Source organism: Dyadobacter tibetensis Y620-1 (assembly GCF_000566685.1).
Classification (GTDB): Bacteria; Bacteroidota; Bacteroidia; order Cytophagales; family Spirosomataceae; genus Dyadobacter; species Dyadobacter tibetensis.
In genome coordinates, this window is record NZ_AZQN01000003.1 from 74386 (window position 1) to 98633 (window position 24248).

Below are 24248 nucleotides of genomic sequence, written 5' to 3' on the forward strand. Positions count from 1 at the left end.
GAGTCTGGAATTCCCTTGGATGAGCAAAGATGTGCATAACTCGTAAATATTTTAAGTGAAGGCACAAAAAAAGTCCTCCCACCACGTGGGTGGAGAGGACATTCGCCTGATTACTGATAATGCTTAAGAAAAGTAAAATGCTTGAATAGGCGTCTGGTTTTTATTTGCCAATGTTTCTGATAATCCTTTCACACACCGCTTCAATGCGCTTCCAGTCATCGTCTGACTTAAGGTCAACATCGATCATCGAGTCACGATAATCCGCTGAAATAGTCAGATAATAAATCCCGGCCGATAAGAATGCCATTAGGGCTCCCGTATCTTCAAAATTAGGCAGGGACCCAATTTTTTTAATAAGATTTTGAGCACTGGCATTTCGGGAATCCGAAAGCATGGGCTTGCCTGTACCAATTTCCCAACGAAGCAAATCGCGGGTGGCCTTGCGCTCGCGCATATCACTCATAAAGGTTTTTGTAACCTTTACCAGGGTGTCAGTTGCGTCCTCGGGTGCAATGGGGCCTAGATCATCCAAATAGTCATCTGCAGAAGTAGAGGTATATAGCCCCGACTTTACATATTGCTCCATGAGACCATCTACACTTTCGAAGTATCGGTAGATCAGAACTTTGTTAACTCCGGCTGTACGAGCTATCAGGTTCACACCTACTTTCTCCGTTCCATACTGCTCAATAACATCACCGACGGCCTTCAGAATTTTTCCTTTGGTCCGCTCTCGGTCTCTTTTTTTAACTTTTTCTACTTTCATGTGGGTTGCGTTTAACTTGAATTGTTATGGTAATGATACTTTTCAGAACACTAAATAAATAGGTTTCATTTTGTATATGTCACCAATATCGCCATAACGGTTGATTAAATCGGGATATACGACATTAAAAAGTGATTAAAATTTAAATAATTTCTCTTTTTTCTTTAATTATGGCAAGTCAGTTCACTTTTTTAGGTAACCGGCTAACGGCAATTGCAGTGACATGTCTAACAAAAGTTTAGTCGTACTGCACCTTTGGAGAGGGATTAAAATGGAATAGTCCTGGACTTTTCTCATAGAAAGTAATGGTCCAGCAACAGTATAAAGGTAAAATTGAGGGCTTAAAAGAAAAATGGCTTTCCTTATGATATTGACAAATCGGATATGGTTATGTCTGGCGATAATAGTCCTGGATTCCTGCCAGCCTACACCAGCAACCGTGAATGATGAAAAAGTGGTTGAGACCCTGGCAGACCTAGGTGCTTTGCCACTGGAGGCCCCTGATCCTACCGACAATCCCCGGAGCCCCGAAAAAGTGGAACTGGGCAGACTGCTTTTTTTTGATCCCATCTTGTCGGGAAATCGGGAGGTCTCCTGTGCCACCTGTCATTTACCTGAGTTTAATTATGCCGAATTTTTAGAAACTTCAATTGGGGTAAATGGTGAGGGAACAGGTAGCAAACGGCGATTTCGGAGTCCAAATACCATACCTTTTGTATTAAGAAATTCCCAGGCCGTACTGAATGCTGCTTTTAATGGTATACAAAATAATAGACAATATCGGCCAGAACAGGCCCCCATGTTTTGGGATAACCGAGCCCGGGGTCTGGAAGAGCAGGCCTTAATACCTATCAAAACCTTGGAGGAGATGAGGGGGCATGACTTTTCTGAAGAGGAGATCCTGGATGAAGTAATTCTAAGACTAAAAGCCATTCCTACCTATCAGGAAATGTTTGAAAGGGCATTTAAAGAGGATAGTATGCCCCTGTCGGCACAGAATGTGGCCAAAGCATTGGCCAGCTACGAACGTACGCTCATTGCTCCCAACACCCGTTTCGATGCCTACATGCGGGGAGATAGCTTGGCTCTATCCCTTAGTGAAAAGGATGGTCTGCAGTTATTTCTGAAAACCGGATGTGCGAAATGTCACTCAGGGCCTATGTTTTCCGATTATAAACTCCACGTACTAGGCGTTCCCGATACTCCTAATCGGGTACGTGTCGATTCGGGGGCCGAGGGGAAATATGCTTTTCGTACGCCTTCATTGCGTAACTTGCGCTATACAGCACCCTATATGCATAGTGGCAAATTTGCCCGCTTGGAGCAGGTGCTGATGTTTTATGAAGATGTAGCGGGGGGAAAGGTGCTCCATCCGAGGGTAGTGCCAGGGCAAATCGATACTTTGGCTACGCAGATGACGGTGAATTTTAAAGATATATCTCGAATTGTCGAATTTCTCAACACCCTCAACGATGACAAATTTGATAAGCGTATTCCAGAGGAGGTGCCTAGTGGGCTTCCCGTAAAGGGAATCTAAATGGAAAGAGTCGCTTTACCCGGGAGAGGTAAACCCGGAAGGGGATGACATAATTGATGAATATGATAATAACATTTTTACCCTATCTAGTGGTAGGACTTATATTGGGCGCTTTTTTGGGCTATTTATGGGCGATAAATCGTCAAAGACAACAGGGGCAAGATCGGGAGAGAGAGGCCCAACGGACTTTTGGGCAGCTGGAGAGAGACTATGTAGCCTATCAGGCTACGAGTACCCAGCAACTGAACGGGCTAGACCGACAGCTTAAGGATAAGTCTGATGAGATTTATAGACTTAGAGCGCAGAACGATCGGCTTATGGTCGAGTTAAGTGATGCTCGTGAGAAAGTAACCTATGCCCAGGCGGCTATTCAGTCGGTACGCAATAGCTTGTCCGAAAAGCTCGACGAACTGTCTGCTCTGAAAAATGAAAAAGAGCTGTTACAGTCTGATCTCAACGCTGCTTATCAGCAGTTGGCAATGACACAATCTCAGAACGCCTCCATGCAGGAAAAGCTGGATTTCCAAAAAGAGGAGATGGGTAAGATGAGTGAAAAATTCCATCTAGAATTTGAGCGAATAGCTAGCAGTTTACTGGATTCTAAAGCGGCCAAATTTACCGAACTAAACCGAAACAACTTGTCTACCATTCTTGAGCCTTTGGGCCAGAATATCCAAGCTTTTAAAGCGAGGGTGGATGAAGTTTACGATAAAGAATCCAAAGAACGATTTTCCTTAGGGGAAAAAGTCAAGGAATTGGCGGCTCTGAATCAACTTATCGGTGAAGAAGCAAGGAACCTCACCCGGGCCTTGAAAGGAGAGTCCAAAACCCAGGGCCGTTGGGGTGAAATGATTTTAGAAAATATCCTGGAAAAGTCTGGGCTGGTAAAGGGGAGGGAATATTTCATGGAACAGGAGCTCAGCGATCGGGATGGAAAGGCGCTGCTTTCTCAACATGAGAATAAAAAAATGAGACCCGATGCTATTATTAAGTATCCCGATAACAGAAGTGTGATCATCGATTCTAAGGTTTCTCTAAACGCCTATCTGCGTTATCTGAATACCACCGATCTGGAGCTACAACAAATAGAACTGAAGAGCCACGTGACGGCTATCAAAAATCATATTATCACTTTGAGTTCCAAGGGTTATGATGATTACGACCGGGCACTGGACTTTGTAATGCTTTTTGTGCCTAGCGAGCCCGCCTACATAGCGGCCCTACAGGGAGACGCCGACTTATGGAATTTTGCCTATGATCGACGAATCCTTTTGCTGAGCCCCACTAATCTTATAACTTCCTTAAAGTTGATTGTAGATTTATGGAAGCGTGAGAATCAAAATCAGAATGCGCAGGAAATAGCAGAAAGAGGTGCAAAGCTCTATGATAAGTTTTCAGCTTTTATCCAGAACATGCAGGATGTTGGCGCTCAACTCGACAAGGCTCAATATAAATATCAGGAGGCCTATAAGCAGCTTAGTACCGGGAATGATAACTTGGTCCTGCAAGCTACTAAACTGAAAAATTTAGGACTCAAGACCAAGAAATCAATCCCCGAACACCTGATAGAGAATTCGGAACGTGAAATTCCTTAACGTTTGATAAAGCTTTCCACTATTTGCAACCCAGTTCGGGTAGTGACTTCAAGCATATACTGACCGGCGGGAAGCTCGCCTACCTCGACTTGATTTGCTGGTCCCTCAAGGGATCGCAGCTTTTTGCCGAACCTAGAAATAATGTTAATTTGCTTGATTATCTGACCATTGGGTAGATTCACCTGGAGGCTGTTATCGGTTGGGTTAGGATAACAATAGCCATTATCGGTCGCTTCGTAGGACGCCGCAATGATCCGAGAGTATGTTCCTTTGCCGTCCAGGTCTATTTGTGTCAGACGATAATAATTTATTCCAGGGAGAGGCTCCGGGTCTTCCAGGTTGTATTCTTGCAAACTGGAAGTACTCCCTTTTCCATCTACAAAACCAACAGAAGTCCAGATTTGAGCGTCTGGCGAGCGCATTAATTCAAATCCTGCGTTGTTTTGCTCTTCGGTGGTGGTCCAGTTCAGCATAATCCTTCCTGCAGTTGTCTGAGAATAGAATGCGACCAGAGTTACGGGAAGGGGGTCATGTTGCGTACCATCTCCTGTGATACTAATAGGGGTACCATTCGGACAGTAAGTGAGATTCCCTCCTTCATTAATCTTCACCCAATTATAATGGTTATTATTGGGGGGAAGGGGCGTGTTCCCCTGATAATAAAAATGGGCTCCACCATTCAGTCTTACAAACCAGGAATTGAAGGAGGAATGCCAGGCAACTGCAATGGTGATATTTGGCGTACCATTTATGGTCCCTATCCCTTCATAATAAATCCGACCGGTACTTGCCGTGCCAGCAGTGTTCTCTGTTAGAGTCACAGGACTGGAAAAACAACTTCCGGAAATGATGACAGATTGTGCCTGGATGCCCGTTGTACCTATCAAATACCCTATCAGTATTGTAAGCAAAATGGATCGTGTTCGGTTCATGATTCCCTGAGTTTAAAGCGAATGATAGCGTTATCCTCTGGAAGGAAAAACACCTTCTAAACTGATACAGAATTGCAGAGCGATAAAAGGTTGCATAATATTTACAGGATAGTTACCACCGGTGGTGCCTATAGAGTCTGGATTCAAAGTGGTATTGGCAGTACCGTCTAGGTATGCGTTATTGCCGAAGGTGGCCGCGGCCAGCAATGCGTTAGAAGGATTAGCTGTTTCCGCCTGATTCATGGAAGCTTTCAACATATGACTATGGCTGGGTAGATTGGTGCTCAGGAGGGTGACGGTAGGACTACCGGCTTTTTCGCCATCCTTATAGTAGGGCAAGCCCGGCCCGCTTCCCGGTCCTAGGGGGACTCTTCCTCGTAAGTCGGGTAAGCCGAAAGTTTCCACGCCATTACCGCCATAAGTAGTGCCTAGTAGGGAGAAAAGCGCGGAGTTTTGGGCTATGGACAGTAATTGCCCATTACAGGCGGCCCAGCCTCTGGGAACAAAATTGTAGGGTAATATGCAGATCATGCCTAGGTAAGTATCCATAACTGAAAAGGTAAAATGCTTAAAAAATATATAGATTTTAAAGATTGTAATGGGATTATATTAAAATGGCCCGGCCCCTTGACTTTCGGTACAGGCCATTTTAAAGAATTAGTAGCCTTCTCCTCCGGCAGGGCCTGCGCCCATTAGTTTGCTGTATACGGAGTCGGTCGACTGGCCGCTGGGACGCAGCCCGCGAACCACTATCAGGCCTACATTATAGGAGCCTGCATTATCCTGAAAGTTTGAGTCGAATGCCAGAACGTGAACGGCTCCTGAAATGGTGGCTTTCCCGCTCATGCGGCCGTCAGGAACGGGGCAGGGGAAAAAGGCATTTTTATCTTTGATAGCCTGGCTGTAATACTGATACTTCCGACCTTGACTTTTGCTATCGTCGGCCAGATGGTAACTGTCAGAAGCATAAATAGCCCCGCGTGATTCGGGCATGCATACGATAAGCCCCCCTTCGTTCTTGCCATAGTCTCCGGTACCAGGGTCCTGCCCAAACATGTCCCTGCGGCCATGGGAAATATCACTATCGCCTACCGCATCGCCTATACCTTTCAAAGCCGTGTTCCAGGCCCCCACAAATGGTGCAGCAGCGCCTTCAGTCGCCACCATCAGTACGTCGCCGGCAATGGCATTGGCAATTCCTACGATCGCCTTTACCAGTTTCATGCTCGTTTTTTTAAACGATGCAATTCCTGAAGCGTCGTAAACATAAATTTCGTCGCCAGGTAAAACGTTATCAATGATGACGCCGGTGTCGTCGTTTGCTGGAATTGATACCCATAACTTAAAACCTTCGATTTGTTGACCAGAATCCAGAAAGGAGGGTAATGTAAGATTCGGTGTGATGCTTTGTGTGCTCATAACGATGATGGTTTAAAATGAATAAAGGAGAAAGGTTTTCCTAAATGAATGAAGGAAAGGATAGGTCAAAAGTATAGACATATTCTTTCATAGGGTTAATGCCCATGTTTCAAGCTTAAAACGAATGTATCTGCAGCCCGAACAAATGTTGAAACTCATGTTTCTGGGTTTAGCTCTTATGTTCCAAAGGGCAGTATAGGGGATCTGGAGCTACTTTATAGCCGATGATGAGGCTTCTTGAGGAGTGCCATGTTGGGCCCATTCGGAAGGAAGCATACCGATCTGCTCCTTAAAACTTTTGGAGAAATAGGACAAACTTTCATAACCCACCGCATAGGCCACTTCCGATACAGAAAGTTCGCCCTGCCGAAGAAGAGCGGCAGCCCGATAGATACGAAGGGAACGGATAAATTCGGTGGTCGACTGGTTGGTTAAAGCCTTTAGTTTACGGTGGAGGTTGCTGCGACTAATGTGCATGGCAGCACAGAATTGGGTTACATCGAAACCACTGTCGTGAAAGTTGGATTCCACAATTTCGATGGCCTTATGGAGAAATTTGCCTTCGAAACTTATCTCATCGATCGAAATGTCACGTTCCGATTTATCGCGGAGCATCATACCATATTTTTCTTGCAGTTGTTGACGTAGACCTAGCAGGTTATGCACCCTAGCTCTTAGCTCATTCCGGTCGAAGGGTTTGCCCAGGTAATCGTCAGCTCCATGGGTTAAACCCTGCAGCCGATCGTCCAGGCTGGCTTTGGCCGTTAGCAGAACGATTGGTATATGACTCGTTCGGGAGTCGGACTTGAGCTTTTCACAAAGCTGAATTCCATTCATAAAGGGCATCATAATATCAGAAATCACCATGTCAGGAACATGTGTAATGGCCAATTGCCACCCTTCTTCTCCATGTTGAGCCTGGATAACTTCATATTGTTCTTCAAAAATGCTCTTGAGATAAAGCCTTAAATCCGGATTGTCTTCCACCAGTAGAATCAGCGGTACCTCCCCATTAATTTCTATCGTATCGGGGCTGGGTTCAGTCGGGGATTCATGGGTCGAAATGCTTTGGTCCTGGCAGCTGAGCGTGTCTTGCCAAGTCTCAGCATCTATGGGCAGCAGAAGTGTAAATATCGTTCCCTTATTGAGCGTACTATCCACAGATATATTTCCTTTGAGTACCATTACGAGTTCCTTTAATAGGGAAAGCCCAATACCCGATCCTTCCGGACCTGTATACTGTTGGGAATGGCCCTGAAAATATCGGTCAAAAATAAAGGGTAACTGGTCTTCCGCTATGCCTATGCCATTATCTTCTACGGTAATCTGAAGGAATTGGTCGGTATAGACGGCTCTTGCATTAATTCTACCTTGTTCGCAGGTAAACTTGAAGGCATTCGATAACAGGTTGCTGAGTATTTTTTCCAGCTTATCAGCGTCGAAAAAGGCCAGTAGATGCTGATGGCTTTGCTCGTGATGGAAAATAATATTTCTACTTTGTGCCAAGGACTCAAAGGAAGCAAATAGCCTGTCCACGAATTCGGGTAGGTCGTTATGCGCTATTTGAGGTTCTACTTGGCCTGCATCCAGTTTGGAAAGATCCAAGAATTGATTGATTAGTTTATGAAGGCGCTCCACATTGCGTTGCATCAGAGGGAACATGGGTTCGTCGGGGTGGCGCTCGTGTAGATCTTTAAGTGGACCGACCAGGAGGGTTAAGGGGGTCCGAAATTCATGTGATATATTGGCAAAGAAATCGGATTTGATACGGTCGAGCTCCTGGAGGTTTTGTGTTTGAAGCTTATGGGCTTCCAAGGCTTTTTCCGTTTTGTTTCTGGCCAAATCATGATTGATAATAATTTTGCCTAGGAAGAGACCAAAAACGAAAATTTCACTGACAAAAAAGAAGCTGACGGCATGGAAAACCCAGCTGAAATTGAGCCAGCCTACCAAACTTACCAATAAACAGAAATAGCTGCTCAATCCGAGTAGAAAGGGAGCTGAATAGTACCAGTTGATGGTATATTTTTTGGCTACCGATAATATATAGAGGGCAAAAATGAGGATTTGGCAGAAAAGTACCATATAGATGCTTGTCATGAGCCACTGCCAGCGATAGTCATACAGGATGATTAGGCCCAAAACTACATTGAATATCATAAGGCAGGAGATCCCTTTTCTCACAAATGCCGGAAAACGTTCGAGGGGAAGAAGTGATTTTATTAGCAGAAAATAGCCAATGGGTAAAAGGTGATAACTGAGAAAGTTGATTACAATTTGCAGAGTGGGATCTTCGGTGAAATAGGCGCCTAAGACCCCGATAATACCCCAAAAACCCAGAGATCGGAGAGTAATCATAAATGAGTAACGCCGAAAAGCCAGCTCTTTTACGACAAAGATTCCTAAGAGTAATACAAAAAATAAGCGAATAGACACAAGTCCGCTAAAGAAGGCCATGACCTTGGCACTCCTGATTTGCTTTGTTGTCAGCAACTCCCTGTTATGTAACATAATATCGGTGCGATATCCTCTATCATTTCGATTCTTGAAGTATACCTTGGTAGGGAAGCCCGGGGCCAGTTCTATCCGGAAAATAGGATGAATATCCGGGTAAGATCTTAAATGATCGGCAATTTTATTCCCGGCCTGAGCGCGTATTTCACCCAATTCCGGGTGAATGTAATAAAGTTCCATATGCTCTATGACTGGACTAGTCCATTCCACAAACACGGATTGAGCGATACTGTCCGTATTCAATAGCGTGCAACTAAACCAATGGACTTTCGAAGAAAAGGGTATCCTGAAATTACGGGTCTGGATTCTACCAAACGCTGCTTTTCTGATTTCAGTGAAAGGCTGAGTTCCAGAACTGTCGACATAATGCTCGGTGCTCATGGAAATATTGATGGACCGAGATAACTGAGGCGGTACGGCTATGGGCTGCGCATATCCCTGCCAGCCTGCAAATAGGATCAGGAGATTAATGTATACTAAAGTCTGAATCTGAGAAAGATACCGAACCATTTCATAGAGTGGGATAGAATAATGCAGTATTAGACTACCTGGAAGCGTTCCGTCCACCCTTTAGTAAACTCTTTATAGGCATACTTGAAAGCTCGACCAAGACATCCAGGGGTAGTAACGGAGTAAAAGTGAGCTAAAAATAGAAATAATTTTATAAATTATTGTTCGTATATAATGTAAAATGGCGGTATACCAGTAGAACAACTACGCTAATACGATCCGAAATTGGCCGTATGGGAAATTATTATTCCAAAAGTCCATAAAAAAAGGTTGAAGTGCTTTCCTTCAACCTTCGTGCGTGTAAGCGTCTCCTTACGAAGCGGGTGTTGGATCCGCTGGCTGGTTGCCAGGATCAGTGTCAGGTGCTTTACCGGTTATTTTTTCAAACAGTTCTTTAAGGAATTGTTCCGCATCTGGAAAATTTGATTTTAGTAGGTCTGAACCTTTTGTTTTTAATTCTTCAAAATATTCTGGGGCCTTGTCTACGGCCTGTTCTGCCTCTGATTTTAGGTCGTTGGCTTTCGTTTTTAAATCGCTTAATAATTTCTCTCCATCTTCCGTTTGCAGGTATTTGTGTGCTGCAACGCCTGCCGCTGCACCCAGGATGAAGGTAGCCAGGTGTTTTTTGTTTACGCTCATATCAAGATTAGCTTTAAGGTTTCTCTAAAGATAGGAATCTTTTAATAAGAAAAAAACGATTATCCTGTTGATTGTCAGGTTTATGAAGGCGAAATGAGGCGTTGCCAGGACGGGGGAATTGAAAAGTATCTTCCGTGGAGAAATAAAAAAGCCACTGAAGAACTCCAGCAGCTTTTTGATCGGTTAAGGGTGGTTTTATTTTATTTCAAAACTAGCCTGAACGACATGACTAATTTTAATTTTTTGGTAGGCAATATCACTTTCCGTTACATCCTGTTGTGCTCCCTCAGCAAGGCTGCGAAAATTGGCCCTGGCAAGCATTGCCTGTGGATATTGAATCTCTCCGTCTACTTCATTTATTTCCAGAACATCTCCAAGTTTTCCATTCAAAGCAGTTACCAGATATTCGGCCTTAATTTTTGCATTTTTCAATGCTTGAATTTTTACCTGTTTTTCTAGTTCCTCCTTGTCTGAATGATCTACCTTCGCAATATTGGCATACTGTATGGCTCGGTCATCGATCTTTGAAAGAATAAGATCCAGTTTCTGAGGGCTGCTTACGATTAGTTCATATCGTTTGTTTTCCAGGAAGCTGGCAGGCTTTTTCTTTTTTTCGTCAGCCGACTGGTATCCTCCAACTTGGGTAATGGACAGGTCCTTTTGACTATATCCGGCAGCTTCTATGGACTTTATCAATTGCTTCTCCAAATTAGAAATAAGTACTTTGTTCTTCTGGTTTTTTTCGTCTTCAAAGTACTCTCTCAGGGTAATATTAAAAAAGAGCTGGTTGGGTACAACTTCCATCTCACTTTTCCCTGATACATTGATTTTACGTTTGGAAGTTGCTTCTTGATGGCTTGTCTGCGCAAAGGCGGGGGCTGTTACCCCGCTAAAAACTAAAAAGGCGGCAATGATTAATTTGTGCATGTGTTTCTGTGTTTAACTACTTTCAATGCTTAGCCGGTAAGTAAGGCCGGCCAAGCACATTGAAAGTGATTCATGGCTAATAGATACAAAATTGATACTCAAACCTTCGATAGAGAAATGATGCATCAACTTGTAATTAGATGTAAACCTAATACAAAGGTTTAGAATTATACTAAGAAGGAGCGGCTTGTAAATTGTTAAGGTTTGTTAACCATAAAAATTAAAGAGAGTAACTCGTTAAAAGTCACTCTCTTGAGGCTAAGCTTTTTTGCCCGTTGGTTCGGCGAAGTTTTGATATATAGAGTCCATGATTCGGACAAAATGTTGATAGTCTGCTTCGCTGAGACTACCCCAGCCCTTGCGTCGGATCTCGGCGACTACTGGAAAGGCCGCATGGTATATGGCTACTCCATCATCGGTGAGGGTGAGTCTGAACTTTCGCCGGTCGCCTATGGCCAGGCCTCGCTCCACCAGTCCTTTCTTCTGGAGAATATCGATGATGCGGGTAACGGTAGGAGGATCTTTGAAAGTCAGCTCCGCAAGTTCGTTTTGACTAATGCCGTTCTGCCTGAAAATGTGGTCAATTAAGACCCATTGATCCACGGTAAGATCGAATCCGGAGTCGGTCAGCCTCTTTTGCAGGGCATTTCGGATTTTCTTAATGGTGGTGTCTATTTTAAAAAAATAGGCTCTTTGGTCGGAGTGATGTGTCATGTGCTTGGTGTTGAACCTATGATAATTTTCTATCCAATAAAAGGCATGATAATTATTGGTCTACTAACTATTGTAAATAAAAGTTATGGTGAAATACGTCGTTAATACGTATAAAATTCAGGATCCAGGATTTAATATCGTACTCTTCGGAGCAAATGGTGGTAGGGAAATCCACAAAAAAGACCTTCCAGGAATTTCCTCCGGAAGGTCTTTTTTATGAGTCCGGAGACTAGGCCGAGTTACGAGCAGCATTGATGATGCCAAACATGGCCCGCACAATCAGTTGATTGTATACCTCTACCTCTACCGGTAAAGATTTGGGGTCCTCTGCCAACATCTGTAGGGCATACTGCTGAATCGTGATTAACGGCAAAACAATACGCTCCCGTGTTTTGATGGAGATTTTTGTGATGTTATTACTGTCCAGAAGTTCTACCTGGCCCGATACCTCTAATAGTGTCTTTAGGGTGAGCTGGAATTCATCATACATTTTATCCCAGAACTCCTGATATTCTTCTTCTTCGCGCAGATATTTAGTGGCCTCAAAAAATGCCTTAGATAAAGACTGCATCGAATTTTCGATCAGAGTCCGGAAGAACAAGGATTTAGTATAGAGCTTTTTAATAGCCTCCATCTTGCCCTCTTTTTCCAGCTGGGAAATAGCGGACCCAAAACCGTAGAAACCAGGAACATTTTGCTTCATCTGCGCCCAAGAGCCTACGAAAGGTATAGCCCTTAGATCTTCGAATTTCAAACCTTCGTCACCCGAGCCCCGTTTGGTAGGGCGGCTGCCAATATTAGAGAGCCCATAAAAGCGTAACGGCGTCTTTTTTTCCAGATACTGGACAAATTTGGGATGATTTTTTAAACCTAGATAAGATTCATAAGCGGCGGCAGCCATTTCTTCTATCAGCTCTTTATCGGCCTCATTTAGGTCCGTATCCTTAGGCCGGTCACGGAATATACTGTTTTCTAGGCCTGCCGTAAACAACCGTTCCAGATTATACATGGCCGTCGTGACCGTACCATAATTGGAGCTGATAGTTTGCCCTTGCACTGTTAGCTGAATCTCTTTGTCCTCGATATCTTGTCCCAGAGACGAATAGAAGTTATGGCTATTGCCTCCTCCACGCGCTGGCGGTCCTCCACGGCCATCGAAGAAGGTGACCTTGATGCCGTACTCTCTGGAGATGCGCGTGAGAGCTTCCTTGGCCGTGTAGATCGACCAGTTAGCCCGCAGGTAACCTCCGTCTTTGGTGCCGTCAGAAAAGCCGACCATAATCGTCTGGTGATTTTCCCTGCGCGTCAGATGTGCCCGGTAATAGTCGTTCTCATAGAGTGTGCGCATGATTTGCTCTGCATTGGCAAGGTCGTCAACGGTTTCAAACAGAGGAACTACGTCTAGAGCTATTTCTTTTCTTTCGTTACCGATCAGGTTTTTGGCCAGTGCCACCACCTGAATTACATTAAGCGCCGAAGTACTGTTACTTATGATATAACGATGAGCACCTTTTTCTCCATTTGTAGCTTGTATGGACTGGATAGAGCGGATAGAACCTAAGATATCCTTGGTCGTCTCGTCTTCGTAATCTTCATCCCGAAGTGGAATGTCTAAGGTAAGTAGTAAGTCTATTTTTTTTGCTTCGTCCCAATTCTCATAATCGCTGTATTTCATCAGCGGTATTTTTTTCTCCAGGCGCTTCAAGATATCTTCCCAGGCTTTTCCATGTTTACGACTATCCTGACGGACATCTAGGCTTGCAAAGAAGAATCCGAAGGTGTTAAGCTTCAAAATAAAGTTGTCTAGTAACTCTACAAAAAGTCCCTGGTGTTTGGTTGTCAACACTTCCCGTGCAGCGAGTAGCTCATCTATAAGCTCCTGGGCATTGGCATAGCCCTCTTCCACAGGCCCAAAGATCGTCGAGTTCATCTTTCTTTCAGCCAAAGCAATGGCCTCGTCTACTCCCTTAAAGGTAAGGCGACGTTTCAGATTCCGTATATCCCGATAATAGGCTCGTTGTAGCGTTTCTCTCAAACGTGCGGCTACCTTCAGGGTGGTTTCTGCATTAACAAAGGGGTTGCCATCGCGGTCACCCCCGGGCCAGAAGCCTAAGCGATACAGGTTATTATAAGGCCAGTCATGTACGCTCATGCCCAACCCCTTGATGAGTTTGGTGATGATAGTAGGAATAGCATCATAATAAACATTTTCTAAAAACCAGCATAAACTTACCGCCTCATCGAAAGGAGTAGGCTTTTCATGATTAATAAAAGCAGTTTTACCCAGTTGCAGAAGTAATTGATTTACCTCTGTAAAATCATTCTTCTTAATGGCATCCTCCAGATCGTTCATAATTCCCAGCACCTTGCCCGAATAAAATTGGGTAGGGTGAGCCGTAAGAACAATGCGAACGCTATAATCTTGGAGTTTGGCGAGAAGTTTCTTTTTGGTAGCCTCATTATCCACCCGTTCAGCCAGATAAACTACAGATCCCTTGCCAGTAAGGTCGTGGGTTTGATCGAAGGCGGCGTCTTCGACCGAATCGAAAAGTACGACCTGCCGCTCTATGTATTGAATGAATGCAAAAAGTAGATCCAATCTTTCCTTGGGAGTGGCCGTATCAAGCAATTCTTCGAAGAAGTGCTCAATAATTTGCTTGGGCGACTTCCCTTCCTGAAAACCTACCTCACTTTGTTGCGTAAGAATGGGCAACAAGGAGCCTGTTTGGAATACACCCCGATAGGGTAAACTCAGGAAAAGGCTGTTGAATATATTATATTTCGTAACTACTGCGTCCTGGAAACTATTATTCATGGTGGAGTGACAAAATTTAATTTTGGAGAAAAGCAACAGAAACAAATATACCTGAAAATTTTGGTTTCAAGCCTTTGGATGTGCTTCTTGATGCGATTTTTTCAATTTTTCAATAGTATTATGGGTGTAAATCTGCGTAGCTGCCAAATTGGTATGTCCTAAAAGTTCTTTAATAGCATTTAAGTCGGCGCCTCTGTTGAGCAGGTGGCTGGCATAACTATGTCGTAGAATATGTGGACTTTTCTGGTCCAGGGTGGTGACTACAGCCAGGTGCTTCCTGACCATCCTTTGAATGAACATGGGGTAGGCAGGCTTGCCCGAGTCGGTAATAATCAGCCGATCGGTAGGCTCTGTGGGGGCGCGCTGTTCGAGATAAATAGGCAGAATCTTAAGGAGGGGGCCTGTTAAGGGTACAATGCGCTCCTTTCCTCTTTTGCCTAGAACCCGAAGCGTATGCGCGTAAAGATTGATATCGGAAAGTCGAATTCCCAAAAGCTCGGACAGGCGGATACCTGTTCCGTAGAGTAGCTCCAGGGCCGTGAGATCCCGGATTCCGGTAAAATCGTCAGGGAATTCCTCTTCGTCGAAAAGCTGCTCAATGGCTCTTTCTTCAATGAATTCAGGAAGGTGTTTCCTCGTTTTCAGGGTCACCAGAACCTGGGCAGGATCTTTGTCAATTATTTTTCTTCTTCTTAAGAAAGAATAAAATGATCGAAGGGAGGCGATTTTCCGGTTGACCGAACTGGGGTTGGCCCCCTGTTCCATTAAGGAAACTATCCATGAGCGGAGCATAACCGATTCTGCTCTTTCAGGCTGTTTGGATTCGTACTGCTCCAATAAAAAAACCTCCAGCTGCTCCAAGTCAGTTTGGTAGGCTTTGATGGTATGCGGGCTTGCGCGCTTCTCGAAGCGTAGGAAGTCGATGAATTTCTGGATCATGCCCACAACATACAAAAAAGGGCTATCTTTTTCAAAATAGCCCTTTTTTGTATGTCTTGAAAGGATATAATTATCCCATATAAACCATTAGAACATTATGATCGAAAACTAGTTTTCGAGATGCCCGTAAGTTTTTTCTTTGTAAACAGCACGCAAAACTTCGAACCGACGTTTGATAGAGGGTTTCTGGAAAGCTGTACGTGAACGTAATTGACGCATAGTACCGGTTCTTTCAAACTTCTTCTTGTAACGCTTAAGTGCGCGGTCAATCGATTCGTTGTCTTTGATGTTTATGATCAGCATGCTTATATAAATATAATGTTCTTTGAATTGGATTCTCAAATTGGACTGCAAAGAAAATAGATATATAGCAGAAAGTCAAATTATAAGTTGTTAAAAATTAGGTTATTTTTGCATATTCGGCTTTATTAACGAGCTGCGTTAATTTTATTTCTATTTTTATGAATACCCGCTGGGGCATAATCGATTTAGGTACCAATACCTTTCATTTACTGATTGTTGAAAAAAAGCAGGAGCAGGTTGAAACGCTTTTCCATGAAAGTTTCCCTGTTCGCATTGGATTAGGGGGTATTAACCAGAATTTAATCACCCCGGAAGCAACGGAGCGGGCACTCACTACTCTGGGTTATTTTCGGGAACAGCTCGATAAATTTCAGGTTGCCCGGGAGCGTACCTTCGCTTTTGGTACCAGTGCTATTCGCAATGCCGATAATCAGGAAGAATTTCGGGAAAAAATTTATTTAAGGCATAAAATTGATATTACGGTAATCGACGGGCTTCGGGAGGCTGAATATATTTACCATGGTGTGCGAAAGGGGGCGAAGCTGGGAGAAGAGCCTTCTCTGATCATGGATATTGGCGGAGGAAGTGTAGAGTTTATCATCGGCAATCAAAATCAGGTCCTGTGGAAGCAGAGCTTCGAAATAGGTGGGCAGAGGATGATGGAGAAGTTTATGCGAAAAGACCCCATGACAGAGTCGGACAGGAAAAGGCTATATCATTATTTCGATGAGAATTTGGTTTCTCTGGCCAATGCCATCCATCAGTATGCACCCAAGAAGCTTGTAGGCTCTTCGGGTACCTTCGATACGCTGATCGATATCGATTTTTATGCCAGAACGAATCAACCCCCAGCCCCGGAAATCACGGATTTCCCCCTTAGTTTAGAGAGTTTTTATAGTACATTTTCTAAAATTTTAACAGGGAGCCACCAGGAACGTATGGCCATACCGGGTATGATTTCCCTGCGTGTCGATATGATCGTGGTAGCCTCCTGTCTGATCGATTATCTGATTAGAACCTATGAGCTTAAGGAAATACAAGTTTCCCGCTATGCTCTGAAAGAGGGAGTTCTGGCACAGTTGCTCGAGCAATAACCTGTTTTTTGTCACCGTTCATCTAAAATTCCTATTTCTATTTGAGCGGAAACTATATTTTTGTCAACAACTAAACTACCGAATAACCAATCAAATTTTTTATGAAAAAAAATTTCCGAATGCTTTTGCTCATGGCATTGCTATGCGGCATCATGCAACCTTCCTTTGCCCAAAAGAAAAAGAAGAAAAAGGAGGCTAAAGTAGCAGAGAAAGCCACTGTTGCCCCAAAGGAAAAGGCGAAAGATGAAAAGAAAAAGGGACCCAAGCCCTTCAAAGAAATCATCGACTCCACAGCCGTGACACAAAAGGGGCTAATTACCGTACATAAAGTGGCGGACAAATGGTATTTTGAAATTCCCGACAGCCTGATGCATCGCGACTTTATGTCGGTAACCCGATATTCCAAAACGCCTGCGGGTGGGGGAATTTTTGGGGGCGAAGAGGTGAACAGACAAATGGTTCGATGGGAGAAAGGGCCGGCAGATCAGATTTTGTTGCGCTCAGTCACTCTGGTAATGTCCAGTGCCGACAGTACCAAACCCATCTTCCAAGCCGTAAGAAACTCCAATTCAGATCCTATAATAGGCGCTTTTGAGATCAAGGCATACGGGCCTGGCGAAAATAAAAAATCATCTGTTATTGAAGTCACCGACCTTTTTAATGCGGATAACCAGACATTTTCTGTAGATCCCATCAAAAAGCAGCTTCATAAGCTGGGAGGATTTAAGAAAGAAGCCTCCTATATCGAAAGAATCAGCACTTATCCTATCAATACAGAAATCAGGACTGTGAAGACCTTTTCGGTCGTTCCACCTACCCTTTCAACTTCTCCGGCGCCGCAGATAGGAAAGTATCTGCCTGCCGGCCGGGATGCAGGAGTGGTAACCTTCGAAATGAATACCTCCTTTATTCTGCTTCCTTCGAAGCCTATGCAGAAAAGGCTGTTTGATAGCAGGGTAGGCTACTTTGCCAATCAGTATGCTGTATTCGGTGAGGAATCCCAAAAATCGGACAACGATGTGTTTGCTGTCCGGTGGAGGCTGGAGCCTAAAAATGAGGAGGATGCTGCCCGCCAGCGTCAAGGAGAATTAATAGAGCCTAAAAAACCTATCGTTTATTATATTGACCCCGCTACTCCCCTAAAATGGAGGAAGTACCTCAAAATGGGGGTTGATGACTGGCAGTCTGCCTTTGAAAAAGCCGGCTGGAAAAATGCAATCCGTGGGGAATATTGGCCGGAAGGCGATACGACTATGAGCCTGGAAGACGCACGTTATTCCGTAATCCGCTATTTTGCTGCAGATATTCAAAATGCCTATGGACCTAATGTTCACGACCCACGTACTGGTGAAATATTAGAAAGTCATATTGGCTGGTATCATAATGTAATGCGCCTTCTTCGTAACTGGTATCTTATTCAGGCTGCTGCTGTAGATCCTCGGGCTCGTCAAAAAGATTTTGATGATGACTTAATGGGTGAGTTGGTTCGTTTCGTGTCCTCGCATGAAGTGGGTCATACCCTTGGGCTCCGTCATAATATGGGGGCTAGCTCAGCTACGCCCGTAGAGAAATTACGCGATAAAGAGTGGATAGCCAAAAACGGGCACACATCTTCCATCATGGATTATGCGCGATTTAATTATGTAGCCCAGCCAGAAGATGGTATTTCTGATTTGTTTCCGCGAATAGGAGACTACGACAAATGGGCAATTCAATGGGGTTATAGCTATTTCGATGACAAAGGTCCTAAGGAAACCCAGGCTATCCTCAATAAAATGACGCAAGAGGCATACAAAAATCCCCGACTTCGTTTTGGGACAGAGATAAGCCCCTACGATCCTCGCTACCAAACGGAAGACCTTGGAGACAACGCCATGAAAGCCTCGGCATACGGGATAGAAAACCTCAAACGCATTGTGCCCAACCTGGTTGCCTGGAGTAAGGAAGATGGAGAATCATATAAGGAATTAGATGAGCTGTATGGTAACGTAGTTACCCAATACCGCCGTTACCTAGGCCATGTAATTAAAAATGTTGGTGGGATCTATGATACCCCGACTACTTATGATACAGGAGATCAGACTTTTAGCGTGGTGCCCAAAGATCGCCAAAAAGAAGCTGTGAAGTTTCTAAATACCCAGCTGTTTCAGACTCCTCAATGGATGTTGGATCAGGACATTTTGGGAAAAATAAAACCAGAGACTGGAGTGGAGGCCATTAAGTCGATCCAGGATTATGTGCTGACCGCTCTCTTTGCAGGGGATAGGGTCGTACGCTTGGTAGAAACCGGCCAGAATAGCAAGCAGTATATGCTTGATGACTTATTTGCCGATTTGGAGCAGGATATATGGTCAGAGTTGAAGGGTGGTAAATCTATTGATGTATTCCGTAGAAATCTTCAGAAGGTATACACAGGAAAGCTGATTGATATGTTGAAGCCGGGAAAAGCTACCGTTAATGCTATACCAGTAGGGGTTACTTATGGTTTTAATACCCGCACGGTAGACTTGAATGAGACGGACCTGCCTTCTATTTCCCGAGCACACTTGGAAATGTTACGTACTGCCATTCAATCGGCTCTACCTAAAACGACTGACAAATTAACGCGTTATCATCTGCAGGATATTCAGCAACGCATCAAATTAGCCTTGGATCCCAAATAAGGGGTTGAATTCATTTTGAAAGAATAATAAAAGGGGATCAGAGGTTGCCACAGGCTGCTTTTGATCCCCTTTATTATTCCTAGGATGTAGCTTTACTTTCTTCGCTCTATATCGGGCAGAAATCCAGTAATCAGTCCTATCAAGGGTAGAAATGAGCAGACCCAGAAAACATATTCTATACTGGTTCTGTCGGCAAGATTTCCCAAAACGGCCGAAGCAATTCCGGCTACGCCGAAAGCAAAACCGAAAAATAGTCCTGCCATCATTCCTACTTTTCCGGGTATTAGTTCCTGGGCATAGACGAGAATAGCCGAAAATGCGGAGGATAATATAAGCCCTATGATGCAGCTCAGTACTCCTGTCCAAAAAAGATTGACATAAGGGAGGGCCAAAGCGAAGGGGGCCGCGCCCAAAATGGATACCCATATCACATATTTCCTGCCTATTTTGTCGCCTAAGGGCCCTCCAAAAAAAGTGCCTGCTGCTACAGAAAATAAAAAAGCGAATAAATATAGTTGTGAGTTTTGGATGCTTACACCAAATTTATGAATCAGATAAAATGTGTAATAACTAGAGAGGCTGGCCATATATATGTATTTCGAAAATATAAGAACGAGTAAAATCGAAATAGAAAAAATAATGGTTTTCTTGGATAGTCCTGGAGTCACGGCGTCAGAGCCTGCCGAAGGCTTTTTTACAAGGTTTAAATGCTGATTTCGTTGGTACCAGCCACCTACTTTTGAGAGAATGATAATGGCTAATAAGGCCACCAAAGAGAACCAAATTACCTGGAAGCGCCCGTAGGGTAACAGGATAAGGGCTGCCAGCAAAGGACCTATGGAGCTACCGGCGTTTCCGCCTACCTGGAACAAGGATTGCGCCATCCCATGCCTGCCACCAGAAGCCATACGCGCAATACGGGAAGCCTCAGGATGAAAAATGGCGGAACCTACCCCGACTAATCCAACCGACAACAGGATGATATTAAAACTACTGGCAAGAGAAAGAGAAACCAAACCGAGTAAGGTAAAACACATGCCTACGGCCAAAGCATAAGGTTGGGGACGTTTGTCGGTATAAAACCCTACAATGGGTTGAAGAATAGAAGCACTTGCCTGAAAAGTGAGGGTGATGAGTCCTATTTGTGAAAAACTAAGCTGGAATGAATCCTTTACCATCGGATAGATAGAAGGAATCAGGGACTGCATGGTATCGTTGAGTAGGTGCGAAAAGCTGAGGGCAATAAGGATGGGGAATACCGTGGAGGGGGCCTCTGCGATCGGCGGCTCTATCGGGGCTGCCATGGAATTTTTAGGGCTGTTCATATTGGCTATATGGTCAGAGTAATGATTAGATATTGGCAACGGGTTGACCGGTAATTTGGGCCGCAGCGTGCCAGGCCAAATAGGGGTCTTGAGCAATGATACTATCCAGCAGATCTTCATGGAGCCTCTGCGTTTCAATAAATTTTTCGGTATCTGCAAATAGTTCTAAGAAGTAATCCTGCAAATGGCCCGCAATGGTTTTATATAGATCGAGCATAATTTCACTTTTGGCTGCTCGTGCAATACTCATATGAAACTGAATGTCAGCCTCAATACAGCGGATCGCTTGATGGGCCTGAGCCATTTCATCTCTTTGCTGAAGATGCCGCCTCATCTCTTCTATATCCGCTAAAGTCCGATTGGAAGCGGCCTTTTCTGCGATCTTAAGCTCAATAAGCTGTCTTACGTCATTAAGGTCCTTTCCCTTTGCCCGCAGTAGCCGGTCGGAAAGCGTCTCACTGGCCGCCGACTGCTCCACAAAAGTGCCCAAGCCCTGCTGAACACGAACCAATCCTGCATGGCTTAGATTGCGGATCGCCTCCCGAATCGTAGATCGGCCCACCCCAAAAATCTCCATGAGAGCGGGCTCTGTGGGGAGTTTATCGCCAATTAGAAATTGGCCTTCCTTGATTTGTGAGGTCAATTGCTCGGCCACTTCATCGGCCAGTCGCTGTCTTTTGATAGTCATCACTTATTCATCATATCATCTGATGTTTGCAAAGTTAGGAATTATTCAGATATTGTCTTAGAAAAGTAGAAATTAGGATCGGTGAATGGTAGTAGCGGCCGACTGCGCGCCGGCCAGAATAGTAAGATCCGCTATGGTGACATGTTTAGGAGCATTGACAGCATACAAGATAGCATCGGCAATATCCTCAGGCTGTAGGGGCTCGAAGCCTTGGTAAACCTGTCCTGCGCGATCGGCATCACCTTTGAAGCGTACCATTGAAAATTCTGTTTCCACGGCTCCTGGAGCAATGTTGGTAATTTTTATCCCCTTTTGGGTTAATTCCAAACGCATTCCCTGGCTAATGGTTTCGACTGCAGACTTTGAGGCACAGTACACCACGCCATTGACATACGTTTCTTTTCCTGCTATTGAGCTAATGTTAACAATATGACCTTGTTTATTTTCAAGCATCAAAGGTATAATGGCTTTCGAAACGTATAAAAGTCCCTTTACATTGCCGTCCAGCATTTGATCCCAATCGTCAGTATCTCCATCTGCCAAGGTGCCCAGACCATGGGCATTGCCCGCATTATTCACTAATATATCGATATTTTTCCACTCTGATGGAAGAGCGCTGACTTGCGCGTTTATGGCTTCCCGATCACGGACATCGAAGCAGAGGGTAAGTACTTTAACTGTATTAGAAAAGGATTGATTAAGGGCGTCGAGCCGATCCTGACGGCGCCCACAAAGAATAAGGTCAATTCCTGCTTGAGCGAATAGGGTAGCCGTGGCCTGGCCGATTCCGGAGGTTGCTCCGGTAATGAATGCGATACGTGCCATAAGGAGGGTATTTTCGAGAATTAGTTTTTGGACTTTAGGCTACTAAATTTTCCGGCTTCAAGGGCTGAGGCTTGGCCAAACTGTTGAATTGCTTTTTGATATATCTTATCCGATGGGTTCAGCACACGGTATACTTCATTATTGAGACCACCCTTATTGCTTCGTCCCCATACATAACGCCCGATTATGGCCTTCGTTTGGGTGGCAATTACTGAGCGAGAGCGACTGAATTCAGTAGGTTTAAATTCTATACCTGCTTTGGTAGCATCCGCAATCATTTCCTTCATCATCGATTCAGAAACCTGGAAATTGGCTAGATAATTCTCAAAACTTGAGGCCGCAAGTTTTTTACTGTTCTCATTCGCATATTTGAGGGCATATTCACGGATTATATTCTTTGCATAAAGTTCAAACAGATACTTACTATTGGCTAAGGTATCACGAGGAACGAAAATGTCAGGCATAATACCACCCCCACCATAAACCTTACGTCCACCATCGGTCATGTAGATCTTAGACGTGTCCAGCTTTACACTGTCTACATTAAATAGTTCACCACTTTCGTATCGATGTGAAAGATCCTGGCTATAATCCTCTCCTTTACCCATTTCGTAGGGTTTTTGAATGCTCCTGCCACTTGGAGTATAGTACCTAGAGATTGTCAGACGCAGTTCGGATCCATCGGCTAGTTTCACCGGCATCTGGACTAATCCTTTACCATAGGAGCGTCGGCCAATCACCAGGGCACGATCATGATCTTGCAATGCTCCGGCCAGAATTTCAGAAGCGGAGGCACTGCCTTCGTCCATCAAAACAATCACGGGGCCTTTTTCAAATATTCCATCTACATGGGCTTCCGTTCTCTTATCAAATCTCGCATCCTTTCCCTTGGTGTAAACGAGTAACTTTTTACCATCTATAAATTCGTCGGCCATGCTGGTAGCACGTTCCATATATCCTCCCGGATTGCCCCTAAGATCCAGAATGAGTTTCTGGAGCCCATCTGCCTGTAACTTAGTCATAGCCGATTTAAACTCATCGTATGTAGTTTCCGAGAACCTGCTTACTTTGATATATCCGATTTCCTTGTCTACCATATAAGCGGCATCTACCGAATATGTAGGGATTCGGTCGCGAACTACGGCAAATTTCATATTCTCTTTAAGACCTACCCTTTCTATCTGAAGTTCTACTTTACTGCCTCTTTTGCCCCTTAATAGCTTAAATACCAGTGCATTGCTAACCCCGGGTCCCGACAAGGGTTCTCCGTTGACTTTGATAATTCTATCTCCGCTCAGGATGCCGGCGGTTTCTGAGGGACCACCACTTAGAGGGGTCACCACGTAAACCGTGTCGTTATAGATATTAAACTCGACGCCTATGCCATCGAAGCCCGAATCGAGCTGGGAACGTGCTGCGGTGGCTTCTTCTGTATTGAAATAGGCAGTATGTGGGTCGAGCTTCTCCAACATTTTGGTAATAGAGTAGTCGACAAGCTCTTCGGTATTCACCGAGTCTACATAATTATTTTCGATAAGCATTAGCACTTCGCGAAACTTGGAGTAGCCACGGGCAACTTCCTTCATATTTTTACTGCCACTAAAAAAAGTACTTCCCAACAAAATCCCGGCGGCAAGGGTAAGGCCCATAATAATCGGTAAACGCACCACATAGGGGCTGTTTTTTATTGGTGTTTTGGTGTCCTCGTTTTTCATTGGTCTTTTGATGCGCTTTTTATATTGTGAATTAACGAAAAAGGGTCAAGAATTGCAACAGAAGCTTAGATGGATAGGGTCGTGGAAAGGAATGATTTCGGTGAAATGGGATCCCTCCAACGGACCTGGATAGCGCTCATTTTCGGGTCTTGGCTCGTCAAAATATTTTTAACTATGGTTCTATCTTTATTGACTTCAAAAGCAAGGGGCTTATACCTGAAGCTGAACTGCTCTTTTGGCTCGTCCTTGATGGTTTTTTTGCTGATCTGGTTATTTGTTGACATTTTTTCAACAATACAAACAGTGAAATGGTGCATTCTCTGTGTCA

19 protein-coding genes are annotated in these 24248 nt (G+C 44.3%); 4 read left to right on the top strand and 15 right to left on the bottom strand.

All coding sequences use genetic code 11. The features are described 5' to 3' along the window. Positions 1 to 160 precede the first annotated feature (160 nt). On the bottom strand, positions 161 to 766 hold the full coding sequence (locus X939_RS0107310; protein ID WP_025762609.1) for a TetR/AcrR family transcriptional regulator: 606 nt from the start codon (positions 764 to 766) through the stop codon (positions 161 to 163). A 364-nt stretch (positions 767 to 1130) separates the two neighbouring features. Here X939_RS0107310 and X939_RS0107315 point away from each other — a divergent pair, with 364 nt between their 5' ends. Both X939_RS0107315 and X939_RS0107320 read left to right on the top strand, forming a co-directional pair. Further along, entirely contained in the window at positions 1131 to 2303 is a 1173-nt protein-coding gene (locus X939_RS0107315; protein ID WP_084299438.1) for a cytochrome-c peroxidase, read from the top strand. A 62-nt stretch (positions 2304 to 2365) separates the two neighbouring features. After that, on the top strand, positions 2366 to 3898 hold the full coding sequence (locus tag X939_RS0107320) for a DNA recombination protein RmuC (RefSeq protein WP_025762611.1): 1533 nt from the start codon (positions 2366 to 2368) through the stop codon (positions 3896 to 3898). Here the strand turns inward: X939_RS0107320 and X939_RS0107325 are convergent. The 10 genes from X939_RS0107325 to rpsU all read right to left on the bottom strand — a co-directional run bounded on the left by X939_RS0107325 (position 3895) and on the right by rpsU (position 15610). Further along, a complete protein-coding gene (locus X939_RS0107325; protein WP_025762612.1) occupies positions 3895 to 4830 on the bottom strand; it encodes a T9SS type A sorting domain-containing protein in 936 nt (311 codons plus the stop codon). The two genes, X939_RS0107320 and X939_RS0107325, sit on opposite strands and share 4 nt — an antisense overlap. A gap of 30 nt (positions 4831 to 4860) precedes the next feature. Continuing rightward, positions 4861 to 5379, bottom strand: a complete 519-nt coding sequence (locus X939_RS0107330; RefSeq protein ID WP_025762613.1) for a phage tail protein — start codon at positions 5377 to 5379, stop codon at positions 4861 to 4863. Positions 5380 to 5487: 108 nt separating this feature from the next. Continuing rightward, positions 5488 to 6249 (bottom strand): hypothetical protein, encoded by a 762-nt coding sequence (locus X939_RS0107335; RefSeq protein WP_025762614.1) that lies wholly within the window; start codon positions 6247 to 6249, stop codon positions 5488 to 5490. 210 nt (positions 6250 to 6459) lie between these two features. Then, on the bottom strand, positions 6460 to 9273 hold the full coding sequence (locus tag X939_RS22930; RefSeq protein WP_025762615.1) for a response regulator: 2814 nt from the start codon (positions 9271 to 9273) through the stop codon (positions 6460 to 6462). Positions 9274 to 9585: 312 nt separating this feature from the next. Next, positions 9586 to 9912, bottom strand: coding sequence for a YtxH domain-containing protein (locus X939_RS0107345; RefSeq protein ID WP_025762616.1), 327 nt, complete (start codon positions 9910 to 9912; stop codon positions 9586 to 9588). Between the two features lie 195 nt (positions 9913 to 10107). Continuing rightward, the gene (locus tag X939_RS0107350; RefSeq protein WP_025762617.1) at positions 10108 to 10839 is read right to left on the bottom strand and encodes an SIMPL domain-containing protein; all 732 of its coding nucleotides are present in this window, start codon (positions 10837 to 10839) and stop codon (positions 10108 to 10110) included. A gap of 258 nt (positions 10840 to 11097) precedes the next feature. Next, a complete protein-coding gene (locus X939_RS0107355) occupies positions 11098 to 11553 on the bottom strand; it encodes a MarR family winged helix-turn-helix transcriptional regulator (protein ID WP_025762618.1) in 456 nt (151 codons plus the stop codon). 229 nt (positions 11554 to 11782) lie between these two features. Continuing rightward, entirely contained in the window at positions 11783 to 14368 is a 2586-nt protein-coding gene (locus X939_RS0107365) for a phosphoenolpyruvate carboxylase (RefSeq protein WP_025762619.1), read from the bottom strand. Positions 14369 to 14434: 66 nt separating this feature from the next. Continuing rightward, the gene (locus X939_RS0107370; RefSeq protein WP_025762620.1) at positions 14435 to 15307 is read right to left on the bottom strand and encodes a tyrosine-type recombinase/integrase; all 873 of its coding nucleotides are present in this window, start codon (positions 15305 to 15307) and stop codon (positions 14435 to 14437) included. Between the two features lie 108 nt (positions 15308 to 15415). Continuing rightward, the gene (gene rpsU, locus X939_RS0107375; RefSeq protein ID WP_025762621.1) at positions 15416 to 15610 is read right to left on the bottom strand and encodes a 30S ribosomal protein S21; all 195 of its coding nucleotides are present in this window, start codon (positions 15608 to 15610) and stop codon (positions 15416 to 15418) included. Between the two features lie 158 nt (positions 15611 to 15768). Between rpsU and X939_RS0107380 the strand changes: the two genes are divergently transcribed. After that, complete coding sequence (locus tag X939_RS0107380; RefSeq protein ID WP_025762622.1) at positions 15769 to 16704, top strand: Ppx/GppA phosphatase family protein; 936 nt, start codon at positions 15769 to 15771, stop codon at positions 16702 to 16704. A gap of 101 nt (positions 16705 to 16805) precedes the next feature. Further along, on the top strand, positions 16806 to 19367 hold the full coding sequence (locus X939_RS0107385; protein ID WP_025762623.1) for a zinc-dependent metalloprotease: 2562 nt from the start codon (positions 16806 to 16808) through the stop codon (positions 19365 to 19367). A gap of 92 nt (positions 19368 to 19459) precedes the next feature. Here X939_RS0107385 and X939_RS0107390 read toward each other — a convergent pair whose 3' ends face one another. The 4 genes from X939_RS0107390 to X939_RS0107405 all read right to left on the bottom strand — a co-directional run bounded on the left by X939_RS0107390 (position 19460) and on the right by X939_RS0107405 (position 23920). Then, the gene (locus tag X939_RS0107390) at positions 19460 to 20692 is read right to left on the bottom strand and encodes an MFS transporter (RefSeq protein WP_025762624.1); all 1233 of its coding nucleotides are present in this window, start codon (positions 20690 to 20692) and stop codon (positions 19460 to 19462) included. Positions 20693 to 20717: 25 nt separating this feature from the next. Continuing rightward, complete coding sequence (locus tag X939_RS0107395; protein ID WP_044198800.1) at positions 20718 to 21380, bottom strand: FadR/GntR family transcriptional regulator; 663 nt, start codon at positions 21378 to 21380, stop codon at positions 20718 to 20720. A gap of 72 nt (positions 21381 to 21452) precedes the next feature. Then, complete coding sequence (locus X939_RS0107400) at positions 21453 to 22205, bottom strand: SDR family NAD(P)-dependent oxidoreductase (RefSeq protein ID WP_025762626.1); 753 nt, start codon at positions 22203 to 22205, stop codon at positions 21453 to 21455. A gap of 20 nt (positions 22206 to 22225) precedes the next feature. After that, positions 22226 to 23920 carry a S41 family peptidase gene (locus tag X939_RS0107405; RefSeq protein ID WP_025762627.1) on the bottom strand — a complete coding sequence of 565 codons (1695 nt, stop codon included), beginning with the start codon at positions 23918 to 23920 and terminating at the stop codon, positions 22226 to 22228. Between the last annotated feature and the right edge of the window lie 328 nt (positions 23921 to 24248).